This is a genomic window from Pseudomonas sp. Sample_10 (genome assembly GCF_004321495.1).
Classification (GTDB): Bacteria; Pseudomonadota; Gammaproteobacteria; order Pseudomonadales; family Pseudomonadaceae; genus Aquipseudomonas.
This window is the reverse complement of sequence record NZ_RCOE01000132.1, coordinates 1-11,285: the sequence shown is the minus strand read 5'-3', so window position 1 is coordinate 11,285 and position 11,285 is coordinate 1. Positions and strand designations below refer to the sequence as shown.

Here is an 11,285-nt window from a genome sequence, read left to right as displayed (position 1 = left end):
TGAGCATTTTTTCCAGCGAGTCCTTGCCCAGGTTGAGCAACTGACAGTTGCTCGCGGCCACACAACTGGCAGAGCGCCGCTCTCCGTCGAGTACGGCCATTTCGCCGAACGAACGACCGCTGCGCAACGTGGCGATGGTCACCTGCTGGCCGTCACTGGTGGTTTTCTGCACGGCCACCTGGCCGGTGTGGATGATGCACATGAACGTGCCGGCATCACCCTCGTGGAATATCTCTTCGCCCTCGGTAATGGTGCTGATGCTGAAATAGCCCGAAGCCGCGGCGAAGTCGGCTGGCAACAGCTGATTGAACAGGCCGCAGTCCATCAGCCAGTCGCGGATTTCGTTGTTCAGTAAGGTCGGTTCTGACATGTCGTGCGGTCTTTTTTTGTTGTGTCTGTTCCGGGTTTCACATTGCCCTGTAGGAGCAAAGCTTGCTCGCGATGAGGCCGCCACATTCAATATCAATGTTGAATGAATCGCCGCCATCGCGAGCAAGCTGTGCTCCTACAGCGGACGGTGTTCTGTCGGCTTCCGGTGTCCGGAATTAAGACCGGTTCATCAGGCCAAGTTCCTCAGGCAACGCCCAAAACCTTGAACAAAAATGCATATTCGAGTGCTACGTCACGCAATCCCTGGTATCGGCCACTCATTCCACCATGGCCGGCGCCCAGTTCGGTCTTGAGCAGCAGGGGATTGGTGTCGGTTTTCATCGTGCGCAATTTCGCCACCCACTTGGCCGCTTCCCAATATTGCACGCGACTGTCGTTGTACCCGGCGATGACCAGCATGGACGGATAGGCTTGCGCCTTGACGTTTTCGTACGGGGCATAGGCCTTGAGTCGATCATAGACATCCGGCTCCTGCGGGTTGCCCCACTCATCGTATTCGGTGACGGTCAGCGGCAGGTCCGGGTCGAGCATGGTGTTGAGCACGTCGACGAACGGCACTTCTGCAATCGCCGCACCGAACAGCTCCGGGCGTTGATTGAGCACCGCGCCGATCAACAGGCCACCGGCGCTGCCGCCACTGATCGCCAGTTGCGGTGCACGGGTGAATCCATTGGCGATCAAGTGCTCGGCACAGGCAATAAAGTCGCTGAAGGTGTTTTGCTTGTGTTCCTGTTTGCCTGCGCGATACCAGGCTTCACCCAATTCGCCACCGCCGCGCACGTGGGCGATGGCAAACGCCATGCCGCGATCGAGCAAGCTCAGGCGCGCGTGGGAGAACCAAGGGTCGAGGCTTTCGCCATAGGCGCCGTAGCCGTACAGATACAGTGGCACCGGTTTGCCCAGCGCTTCGCGCTTGATCACCAGGCTGATCGGTACCTGCGTGCCGTCGGGGGCGGTAGCCCACAGACGCTGGCTGACGTAGGCGTCGGCATCGAACGGACCGAGCACCGGGGTTTGCTTGAGCACTTGCTGTTCGCCGTTGCTCAATTGCAATTGGCGGATCTGCGCCGGACGGTTCAGCGCTTCATAACGCAGGCGAATCCGTTCACTGACGAACTCCAGGCTGTTCTGCACATGCAGGCTGTACGCCGCGTCCGGCAGCTGCACCCGGTAGCTCGGCAAATCCTGCGGGTGAACTTCGATGATGGGCAGGCCACCTTCACGCAGGCTCAGGGTCATGGCACTCGCGTTGAGGCTCATGCCGTCGATCATCACCGTGTCACTGTGGGGGATCAGGAGCTGCCATTGGGCCTCGATCGGTGCCACGCCGGTATCGACAGCGGTGTACAACGCGAAGTTGATGCCGTCGCGGTTGGTGCGGATGAACCAGGTCCATTGGCCATCGAGTGCGCCATGGTCGACGTCGTACTCGTGGTCTTCGACCCTCGGCGCAATACAGGCAAAGGCCTGTTGTGGCTGGTTGGCGTCGAGCACCCAGACTTCGCTGGTAGTCTTGCTGCCCACGGACAGCAGCAACTGCTGTTCAGAGCTGGCGCGGTAGCAATGCATGAAGAAGCGGCCGTCCGTTTCATGGAACACTTCTTCGGCCGCCGTGCCGTCCAGGCGATAGCGGTACAGCTTGTGCGGGCGGTGGGTGTCGTCCAGTTCGCCGAAGAACAGCGTCAGGCTGTCGTTGGCCCAGGTCATGCTGCCGTCGCAGTCCTGGAACTCCAGTTCGCTGACACGTCCGTCGGACAATTCCTTCACGAACAGCGTGTAAATCTCATCGCCAGTGGCGTCGACACTGTAGGCCAGGCGTTGGTGGTCCGGGCTGATGCTGAACGCGCCGAGGGAAAAGAAACCGCCGTTGGCCAGCACGTTCGGGTCCAGCAGCAGTTGTTCCCGGCTTTCGTCGAGGGTCAGGCTGTCGTCGGCCGGACGCGGGCAGCGGTAATGACGGGCGTATTCATCGCCCGCCGTGGTGCGCGTGTAATACAGGTATGGTCCCCATGGCGAGGGCAGGGACAGGTCGGTTTCAAGAATCCGTCCCTTGATCTCTTCAAACAGAGTTTCACGCAGTTCGGCCTGATCGGCGGTTTGCGCTTGCTGATAGCTGTTTTCAGCCTTTAGGTAGTCGAGCACCGCATCGGTGTCGCGCTCCTGCAGCCAGGCATACGGGTCGGCGCCTTCGGCCTTGTGGGCGATCGGGGCGTCGCAAATGTTGGCGGATATGGGCATGAAGGGCTCTCGAACAATGTACGAAATGGTCGACGCCATCAGCGGGGCAGCCTGACGGGCGAAAAGCCGTTATCATAAGCGCCTCTTTGCCTGCCTTGCCATGGACACCATGACCGAGAACGACTATCTGATCGCTTGGGGCCTCTACGCCTTTGCCGCTTTGGGCTGCCTGTTGGTGTGGATGCGCATTACCCGCTGGATGTGGCGCTGGCTGCGTGAGCCGCTGCGGTTGCTGGTGGCGGTGCTGTTGTTCAGCCCGACGATTATTGACCCGGTGAAGGAAAAAGTCGCCCCGGCCATCGCCATTACCGCCCTGGACCTGCTGTTCAAGGTCGGCAACAACGCCTGGCGGGCCATCTCCGATCTGTTCATGTACGGCATGATCGCCTTCGGTCTCTACCTGGTCTTCGTGGCAATCCGCTTCGCCATCGAACGTGGAGCAAACGCTCGCAAGGAACAGGCTGCCGCCGCCAAAGCCGCCGCCCGTGCCGATGATCCGGAAGAAGAGGAGCATCCTTTTGGTGGTGCTGGCGATGATCGTTACGGCCGTCCACCTGTGCCGAGCAATCCCCAGCGCATGCGGGTCGAACCTCGCCTGTAACCTTGCCCCCTGCCATTGAGCGAGAGTCCGAGCATGTGTGAGTTATTGGGCATGAGCGCCAATGTCCCGACCGATATCGTGTTCAGCTTCACCGGGCTGATGCAGCGCGGCGGGCGCACCGGTCCGCACCGTGACGGCTGGGGCATCGCCTTCTATGAAGGTCGCGGCTTGCGGCTGTTCCAGGACCCGGCCGCGAGTTGCGAGTCGGAAGTGGCGAATCTGGTGCAGCGCTACCCGATCAAGAGCGAAGTGGTGATCGGCCATATTCGTCAGGCCAACGTCGGCAAGGTCTGCCTGTCCAACACGCACCCGTTCGTCCGTGAACTGTGGGGCCGCAACTGGTGTTTCGCGCATAACGGCCAACTGGCGGATTTTCAGCCGACGGCCAGTTTCTATCGCCCCGTGGGTGATACCGACAGCGAAGCGGCGTTCTGCGATTTGCTCAACCGCGTACGTGCGGCGTTCCCCGAGCCGGTCGACGTCGAAGCGTTGTTGCCGGATCTGGTGGCTGCGTGCGCCGAATACCGTAGCAAAGGCGTGTTCAACTGCCTGCTCAGCGATGGCGACTGGTTGTTCTGTTATTGCTCGACCAAGCTGGCACAGATCACCCGGCGCGCCCCGTTTGGCCCGGCACGCTTGAAGGATGTCGATGTGATCGTCGACTTCCAGGCTGAAACCACTCCCAACGACGTGGTGACGGTGATCGCTACCGAACCGTTGACCGAAAACGAAACCTGGACCCGTTACGAACCGGGTCAATGGAGCCTGTGGCGACGCGGTGAATGCGTCAGTCAGGGCCAGACCTCATAAGGATCCGATACCCATGTTGCTCAGTTATCTACGGCTGGTGTTGTTCGCGGCGGGACTGTTGATCGGTGTCCAGGTGCCGGGGTTCATCAACGATTACGCCAAGCGGGTCGAAGCGCACCTGATTGAAGCTCAGGCCGGGTTGAGCGGCTTCCAGAACACCGCCAATCAGTTTTTCAAGGGCGATATGCAGGCGCTGGTGGCGCATTACCGTGCCAGTGAAGACCCGATCTTTCGCAGCGATGCCGACAGCCTGGGAAACCTGCTGAGCCGTCAGGTTGCGCTGGATAAACAGTTCCAGGCGATGCAAGGCCCGTGGTACATCCGGTTCCTGCAAGTGGTGCTGGCGGCCGACCCGGATATCCGCAAGGAAACCTGGAATGGCTACAGCTACCAGATCCTGCTGACCCCGGAAGCGATGATCTGGGGCATGAGCGGTGCGTTGCTGCTGTCGTTCGGCATCGAGTGCCTGTTTCGCCTGATCGACTGGGTGGTGCTGGGCGGCAAACGCCTGCGCCAGAGCCGGCCGATTGAAGAGCGGGATTTACGCGGACTTTGACAGATCGTTCCCACGCTCTGCGTGGGAATGCCTCAACGGACGCTCCGCGTTCGGCTCTAATGGGACGCGGAGCGTCCCGGGTTGCATTCCCACGCGGAGCGTGGGAACGATCATCCGCTGGCCAAAACGATGTAATTCTCACCCACCTTCCGTGCATACCCCTCCAGCACCTGCTGACACAGCGCCACAATCTCTTCGGCCCACTCCACGCCCACGCGCCACGACACCACCACCTGTAAGTCCGGTGGGCGTTGATCGATGTCGAGCAAGGTCAGTTCTCCGCGCGCCAGTTCCTCGGCCACCAGTACCGGGGGCAACGCGCCAATTCCAAACCCGTCCCGAAGCAACCGGGTAATTGCCGACACCGAATTCACGCAGTTCAGTCGCGGTGCGGCCACTCCATTGGCCTGCATCAGGGCAAGCACTTCCTGATGCGGGTGGGAGTTCTTCGAGTAGGTGATGATCCGTTCATTCGCCAGGTCGGCAATGCCCGAATACGCGCGGTTATAGAGGGAGTTACTGGCAGCGATCCAGCCCATCGGGTGGCTCGCCAGTTCTAGGCTGCGCACGCTTTCCTGACGCAACAGGTCGGTCTGCAGGATCACATCGAGGAAGCCTTTTTGCAGCTGATCGCAGAGGTTCAGCGAGGTATCGGCCACCAGCTCGATTTCCACCAGCGGATAGTGATCGGTCATCTGCGCCACCAACGGGCTGAGCCACGTGTGGATCACGGTGTCCATCACGCCGATGCGCACGCGCCCGGCCTTGCTCGAGCGGGTCTCGATCGACTGCTTGAGTGCCTGCATGGTGTCCATCATTTGCTCGGCGTAATCGAGCACTTTCAAGCCTTCGGGCGTCAGACTCACGCCGCGTGAATCACGCAGGAACAACTTCACCCCAAGTTCGCTTTCCAGCACGGCGATGCGACTGGAAATCGACGCCTGGGTGGTGAACAACTTGTCGGCGGTCAGGCGAAAACTCTTGAGTCGGGCGACCCAGACAAAGGTCTCGAGGAACTTCAGGTTCATGGGATAAAGATTTCTTATGCCTAAGGCAGGTTTTTATTAGTTGGACGCAGCACGGCAGGGCGCACAAAAATCTGGCCATCCGGTTCCCACGATAGGCGTCGTCGGGGCTCAGAACAATACCAATAAAATCAGCGCGGAGATTTGCCATGAGTGCGTCCGACACCCCCGCCATTGCGAAAGCCACGGCTCGCCCGGGACCTTTCGACTGGTATCGCAATATCAATCAGCAGGAACGCCGCACCTTCTGGAGCTGCAAGATCGGCTATGGCCTGGATGGCATGGACACCCAGATGCTCAGCTTCGTGGTGCCGACCCTGATTGCCATGTGGGGCATCACAACTGGCCAGGCCGGGTTGATTCACACCAGCACGTTGATTGCGTCCGCCATCGGTGGTTGGGTCGCGGGGATTCTCTCCGATCGGATCGGCCGGGTGCGAACGTTGCAACTGACCGTCCTGTGGTTTGCCTTCTTCACCTTCCTTTGCGGGTTCGCGCAGAACTACGAACAGCTGCTGATTGCCCGTACGTTGATGGGCTTCGGTTTCGGTGGCGAATGGACCGCGGGCGCGGTGTTGATCGGCGAGGTGATTCGCGCCAAGGACCGTGGCAAGGCCGTGGGCATGGTGCAATCGGGCTGGGCGCTGGGCTGGGGCCTGACCGCGATCCTGTACGCGCTGCTGTTCTCTGTATTGCCGCCGGAAGACGCCTGGCGCGCGCTGTTCATCCTCGGCATCGTGCCGGCGATTTTCGTGATTTTCGTCCGTCGCTTGGTGAAAGATCCGGAAATCTACCGCGAAGCCAAAGCCAGGCAGGAGCCAAGCAATCCGTCGAAGTTCTACGAGATCTTCGCTCCGGGCATACTGTTCACCACGATTCGCGCTTCGTTACTGACCACCGGCGCGCTGGGCGGTTATTACGCAATCACGTCCTGGCTGCCAACCTTCCTGAAAAACGAGCGCGGTCTGAGCGTGCTCAATACCAGCGGGTATCTGGCGATGGTGATCGTCGGGTCCTACGTCGGTTATGTCATCAGCGCGTACCTGACCGACATCCTCGGCCGCAAAAAGAACTTCATCCTGTTCGCTGTCGGCTCGTTCACCATCGTTTTGCTCTACACCCAATTGCCGGTCAGCAACGGCGTGATGCTGTGGCTGGGCTTTCCGCTGGGGTTCTTCGCCTCGGGGATTTTCAGTGGCATGGGCGCGTTCCTGACCGAATTGTTCCCTACGCGCATTCGCGGTTCCGGCCAGGGCTTTTGCTACAACATCGGTCGGGCGCTGGCGGCGTTGTTCCCGCTGCTGATCGGTCTGCTCAGCCAGACCGTGCCGCTGAGCGTGGGCATCGGCGCCTTTGCAGCAGTGTCCTACGGCGTGGTGATCCTTGCAGCCTTGAGCCTGCCGGAAACCCGTGGCAAGCAACTCGACGCTCAGTAACTGATAATCTGCGGACGTGTCATACGGATATGTCCCGCAGCCAAAAAGAACAAAGCCTACAGGAGTGTTCACCGTGAGCCGCCTGCTATTGAACTGCGACATCGGCGAGAGCTTCGGTAACTGGACCATGGGTCTGGACGCTGAGGTCATGCCTTTCATCGATTGCGCCAACATCGCCTGCGGCTTTCACGCGGGTGATCCGAGCATCATGCGCAAGACTGTCAGCCTCGCGCTCAGCCATGGCGTGCAGATCGGCGCCCATCCGGCCTATCAGGACCTGGTGGGGTTCGGCCGGCGCTCCATGGCCTACGCCACCCAGGAACTGCAGGATATTGTGCATTACCAGATCGGCGCGCTTGATGGCATCTGCCGGGCGCAGGGCGGACGCGTCAGTTACGTCAAGCCCCACGGTGCGATGTACAACGACATGATGGCCAATCCGGCGCAATTGCGTGCGGTGCTGCAAGCTGTGGCGTCCTATGACCGCGACCTGCCGTTGATGTTGATGGCCACCAGGGACAACAGCGCCGCGCAGCAACTGGGTGATGAATATGGCGTGACCCTGTGGTTCGAAGCCTTCGCTGACCGTGCCTACGACAGCGCCGGCATGCTGGTTTCGCGACAACTGCCGGGGGCGGTGCATCACGATCCGGAAAAAATCATCGGGCAGGCGCTGACCATTGCCCGTGGCGAACACCTCACCGCCAGCGATGGCAGCGCCTTGCACCTGCAGGCCAACACCCTCTGCGTGCACGGCGACAACGCCAGTTCGGTGGCCGCGGTGCAACGGATCCGCCAAGCCCTGAACCAGCAGAGCACGTCATGAAACTGCGGGTGGAAGTGGTCGCGCTGGATTGCCTGATGGTGCGCCTGTTCGATGAGATCGCAGAAGCCAACATGCCGTGGATGCTCGCCGCCAGCGAAAGTCTGCGGGCAGCGTTTGCCGGGCATCTGATCGATCTTGTGCCGTCCTATACAACGTTGATGGTGCATTACGACCTGACAGCATTGAGCCCGGCCCAGGCCCGTGAATTGATCGCCGAAGCGTTGATCGATCTGTCGCCCAACGCGCGCACTCGTGGCACCTGTCACGTGTTGCCGGTGTGGTACGACCTGAGTGTCGGCCCCGAGCTGAGGCTGTTGTCGCAACGCAGCGGCTTGGCAGTGGAGGAGGTGATCCGGCGTCACAGCGAGCGTGAGTATCAGGTGTTCGCCTTGGGCTTTGCCCCCGGCTTCGCTTTCATGGGGCTGGTGGAAGAGGTGCTGGCCGCACCGCGCCTGAACACCCCGCGCAAGAAAGTCGCCGCCGGCAGTGTCGGCATTGCCGAGCGACAAACGGCAGCCTATCCGGTGGTGTCGCCGGGTGGTTGGAATCTGATCGGCCGCACGCCCGCCCGATTGTTTGACCGCAACCGTGACGGCTACAGCCTGATGCAACCGGGCGATACGGTGCGCTTTGAAGCTGTAGGTCATGCCGAATTCATCAATCTGGGCGGGGACGATACGCCTCTGGAGGCCCAGGCATGAGCCAGTTGACGATTGAGGCGAGTACGCCGTTGTGTCTGTTGCAGGACGCCGGCCGTTTCGGTGTGCGGCATCTGGGCGTGACCCAGGGTGGCGCCGCCGATTGGCGTTCGATGTCCTGGGCCAATTGGTTGCTGGGTAACGCGCTGGATGCCGCGGTGATTGAAATCACCCTTGGCGGGTTCACTGTTGTGGCCGAAGAAGATTGTGTATTGGCGTTGGCCGGAGCGGACCTCGGTGCACGCATCAATGGTGAGGCGTTGGCCCCTTGGCGCAGTTTCCGGCTGAACAAAGGTCAGCGTTTGCAATTCACTCAGCCATTGCTCGGTGCGCGTGCCTATCTGGCCGCACCGGGCGGGTTCGATGCGCCGAAGGTGTTGGGCAGCAGCGCGACAGTGGTCCGTGAGGCGCTCGGCGGGCTGGACGGCATGGGCCACGCGCTGACCAAAGGCGCGAGTTTGAGCTATTCGGGCAATTCAGTGATGTTGTTGCGGGAATTGACCGCAGGCCAGCGGCCGGACCTGAGTCTCGAGGCTCCTTTGGACCTGGTCATCGGCGCGCAGATCGGCCAATTCAGCGGACAAAGCCTGTTCGATGCGTTCAACAACGCATGGAGCCTCGACAGCCGCGCCGACCGCATGGGCATTCGCCTGTTGGGCACGGCGTTGCAGTACCAGGGCAAACCGATGATCTCCGAAGGCATTCCGCTGGGGGCGGTCCAGGTACCGCCGGACGGGCAGCCGATTGTATTGCTCAATGACCGGCAGACCATTGGTGGGTATCCGCGATTGGGGGCGTTGACGCCGTTGGCGCTGGCACGATTGGCGCAGTGTCTGCCGGGGGGGCAGGTGCGGTTGAAGCCGGTGGTGCAGGAGGTGGCGCATCGGGAACAGGTCGAGTATTTACAGCGGTTTTTGAGCCGCTAAAAGCATCGCGGGCAAGCCCGCTCCCACAGGGTTGAACGTTGTTCACAAAATTTATGAACAACACAAATCATTGTGGGAGCGGGCTTGCCCGCGATGGCGTCAGACCAGGCAACACAAATCACTTGGAAAGAAACCGCATTCCTTCCTCCAACCCGCGCAAGGTCAGCGGATACATCTGGTCCTCAATCAAATCCCGAACGATATTGGTCGACGAGGTATAGCCCCAGGTGTCCTTCGGATACGGGTTGATCCAGATGAGTTTCTTGTACTTTTCCTTGAACCGCTGCATCCATACATAACCGGCTTCTTCGTTCCAGTGCTCGACACTGCCACCGGCCTGGGTGATTTCATACGGCGCCATGGCGGCGTCGCCGATGAAGATCACTTTGTAGTCGGCGCCGTACTTGTGCAGCAGGTCCATGGTCGAGGTGCGCTCGGACGTGCGGCGCATGTTGTTCTTCCACACCGATTCATAAATGAAGTTGTGGAAGTAGAAGTACTCCAGATGCTTGAACTCGGTCTTGCAGGCCGAGAACAGCTCTTCGCAGATCTTCACGTGCGCATCCATCGAACCGCCGATATCGAACAGCAGCAGCAACTTGACGGTGTTGCGCCGCTCCGGTCGCATCTGGATGTTCAGCAACCCCGCGTCCTTGGCGGTGTGGTCGATGGTGCCATCGATGTCCAGCTCTTCTGCCGCGCCCTGGCGAGCGAACTTGCGCAACCTTCGCAGGGCGACCTTGATGTTGCGGGTGCCCAACTCGACCGAATCGTCCAGGTTCTTGTATTCACGCTGGTCCCAGACCTTGGCCGCCTTGCCCTGGCGCTTGCCGGCGTCGCCGACTCGAATGCCTTCCGGGTTGAAACCACCGGAACCGAACGGGCTGGTGCCACCGGTGCCGATCCATTTGTTGCCACCGGCATGGCGTTCCTTCTGTTCTTCCAGGCGTTTCTTGAACTCTTCGATCAGCTTGTCAAGGCCACCGAGGGACTGGATCGCGGCGCGCTCTTCATCGGTCAGCGAGCGCTCGAACTCCTTGCGCAGCCAGTCTTCCGGAATCAAGGCCTGCAGGTGGTCGTCGAGCTTTTCCAGGCCATTGAAGTAAGCACCGAAGGCCCGGTCGAACTTGTCGAAATGCTTTTCGTCCTTCACCAGGATCGCCCGGGACAAGTAGTAGAACTCGTCCATGTCGGCGAAGGTCACGCGCTGTTTCAGCGCGTTGATCAAGTCCAGCAGCTCGCGTACCGAGACCGGCACCTTGGCTGCGCGCATTTCATTGAAGAGATTGAGCAACATGGGTTGACGCCTGTTCAGTAGTGCTTAGCGGCTGCCGCGACGACTCATGAACGCCAGACGTTCAAGCAATTGCACGTCTTGTTCGTTCTTTACCAAGGCACCGGCCAGCGGCGGGATAGCCTTGGTCGGATCGCGTTCGCGCAGTACCGCTTCGCCGATGTTGTCGGCCATCAGCAGCTTCAGCCAGTCCACCAGTTCGGAGGTCGATGGCTTCTTCTTCAGCCCCGGCACCTTGCGCACATCGAAGAACACATCCAGCGCTTCGCTGACCAGGTCTTTCTTGATGTCCGGGTAGTGCACGTCGACGATTTTCTGCAGGGTGCTGCGGTCCGGGAAGGCGATGTAGTGGAAGAAGCAGCGACGCAGGAAAGCGTCCGGCAGCTCTTTTTCGTTGTTGGAGGTAATGATGATGATCGGACGCTTTTTCGCCTTGATGGTCTCGTCGATCTCGTAAACGTAGAACTCCATCTTGTCGAGTTCTT

At 60.2% G+C, this 11,285-nt stretch carries 12 protein-coding genes; 7 read left to right on the top strand and 5 right to left on the bottom strand.

The window, feature by feature from the left end; genetic code table 11:
* The coding region (locus tag D8U18_RS12730; protein ID WP_131107740.1) for a cyclic nucleotide-binding domain-containing protein at positions 1–370 on the bottom strand (370 nt) is incomplete at its 3' end.
* Positions 371–573: 203 nt separating this feature from the next.
* Positions 574–2,628 (bottom strand): S9 family peptidase, encoded by a 2,055-nt coding sequence (locus D8U18_RS12725; RefSeq protein ID WP_131107739.1) that lies wholly within the window; start codon positions 2,626–2,628, stop codon positions 574–576.
* Positions 2,629–2,728: 100 nt separating this feature from the next.
* Between D8U18_RS12725 and D8U18_RS12720 the strand changes: the two genes are divergently transcribed.
* Genes D8U18_RS12720 through D8U18_RS12710 form a run of 3 tightly spaced genes read left to right on the top strand, consistent with a single transcriptional unit; the run spans position 2,729 to position 4,595 of the window.
* The gene (locus tag D8U18_RS12720) at positions 2,729–3,229 is read left to right on the top strand and encodes an MFS transporter (RefSeq protein ID WP_130904309.1); all 501 of its coding nucleotides are present in this window, start codon (positions 2,729–2,731) and stop codon (positions 3,227–3,229) included.
* A 33-nt stretch (positions 3,230–3,262) separates the two neighbouring features.
* The gene (locus tag D8U18_RS12715; protein WP_130906677.1) at positions 3,263–4,039 is read left to right on the top strand and encodes a class II glutamine amidotransferase; all 777 of its coding nucleotides are present in this window, start codon (positions 3,263–3,265) and stop codon (positions 4,037–4,039) included.
* Positions 4,040–4,052: 13 nt separating this feature from the next.
* The gene (locus tag D8U18_RS12710; RefSeq protein ID WP_130906676.1) at positions 4,053–4,595 is read left to right on the top strand and encodes a DUF2937 family protein; all 543 of its coding nucleotides are present in this window, start codon (positions 4,053–4,055) and stop codon (positions 4,593–4,595) included.
* Between the two features lie 110 nt (positions 4,596–4,705).
* Here D8U18_RS12710 and D8U18_RS12705 read toward each other — a convergent pair whose 3' ends face one another.
* Positions 4,706–5,623: a LysR family transcriptional regulator gene (locus D8U18_RS12705; protein ID WP_130906675.1), complete on the bottom strand. Its 918-nt coding sequence runs from the start codon at positions 5,621–5,623 to the stop codon at positions 4,706–4,708.
* Between the two features lie 146 nt (positions 5,624–5,769).
* Here D8U18_RS12705 and D8U18_RS12700 point away from each other — a divergent pair, with 146 nt between their 5' ends.
* From D8U18_RS12700 to D8U18_RS12685, 4 genes are all read left to right on the top strand, one after another.
* Positions 5,770–7,056, top strand: a complete 1,287-nt coding sequence (locus D8U18_RS12700) for an MFS transporter (RefSeq protein WP_056855991.1) — start codon at positions 5,770–5,772, stop codon at positions 7,054–7,056.
* 73 nt (positions 7,057–7,129) lie between these two features.
* Complete coding sequence (locus D8U18_RS12695) at positions 7,130–7,882, top strand: 5-oxoprolinase subunit PxpA (protein WP_056855990.1); 753 nt, start codon at positions 7,130–7,132, stop codon at positions 7,880–7,882.
* Positions 7,879–8,583: an allophanate hydrolase subunit 1 gene (locus D8U18_RS12690; protein WP_056855989.1), complete on the top strand. Its 705-nt coding sequence runs from the start codon at positions 7,879–7,881 to the stop codon at positions 8,581–8,583. The genes D8U18_RS12695 and D8U18_RS12690 overlap by 4 nt, the downstream gene beginning before the upstream one ends.
* Positions 8,580–9,506 (top strand): biotin-dependent carboxyltransferase family protein, encoded by a 927-nt coding sequence (locus D8U18_RS12685; RefSeq protein WP_130904313.1) that lies wholly within the window; start codon positions 8,580–8,582, stop codon positions 9,504–9,506. Before D8U18_RS12690 ends, D8U18_RS12685 begins: the two co-directional genes overlap by 4 nt.
* 118 nt (positions 9,507–9,624) lie before the next feature.
* On the opposite strand, the gene D8U18_RS12680 is transcribed toward D8U18_RS12685, so the two are convergent.
* Both D8U18_RS12680 and D8U18_RS12675 read right to left on the bottom strand, forming a co-directional pair.
* Positions 9,625–10,803 carry a VWA domain-containing protein gene (locus D8U18_RS12680; RefSeq protein ID WP_008049176.1) on the bottom strand — a complete coding sequence of 393 codons (1,179 nt, stop codon included), beginning with the start codon at positions 10,801–10,803 and terminating at the stop codon, positions 9,625–9,627.
* A 24-nt stretch (positions 10,804–10,827) separates the two neighbouring features.
* Positions 10,828–11,285: MoxR family ATPase (locus D8U18_RS12675; protein ID WP_241664322.1), on the bottom strand; the 458-nt coding region annotated here is incomplete at its 5' end.

Coding starts and splice junctions, on each gene's coding strand:
- D8U18_RS12725 (WP_131107739.1), bottom strand. CDS start 2,628: ATGCCCATATCCGCCAACATTTGCGACGCCCCGATCGCCCACAAGGCC.
- D8U18_RS12720 (WP_130904309.1), top strand. CDS start 2,729: ATGGACACCATGACCGAGAACGACTATCTGATCGCTTGGGGCCTCTAC.
- D8U18_RS12715 (WP_130906677.1), top strand. CDS start 3,263: ATGTGTGAGTTATTGGGCATGAGCGCCAATGTCCCGACCGATATCGTG.
- D8U18_RS12710 (WP_130906676.1), top strand. CDS start 4,053: ATGTTGCTCAGTTATCTACGGCTGGTGTTGTTCGCGGCGGGACTGTTG.
- D8U18_RS12705 (WP_130906675.1), bottom strand. CDS start 5,623: ATGAACCTGAAGTTCCTCGAGACCTTTGTCTGGGTCGCCCGACTCAAG.
- D8U18_RS12700 (WP_056855991.1), top strand. CDS start 5,770: ATGAGTGCGTCCGACACCCCCGCCATTGCGAAAGCCACGGCTCGCCCG.
- D8U18_RS12690 (WP_056855989.1), top strand. CDS start 7,879: ATGAAACTGCGGGTGGAAGTGGTCGCGCTGGATTGCCTGATGGTGCGC.
- D8U18_RS12685 (WP_130904313.1), top strand. CDS start 8,580: ATGAGCCAGTTGACGATTGAGGCGAGTACGCCGTTGTGTCTGTTGCAG.
- D8U18_RS12680 (WP_008049176.1), bottom strand. CDS start 10,803: ATGTTGCTCAATCTCTTCAATGAAATGCGCGCAGCCAAGGTGCCGGTC.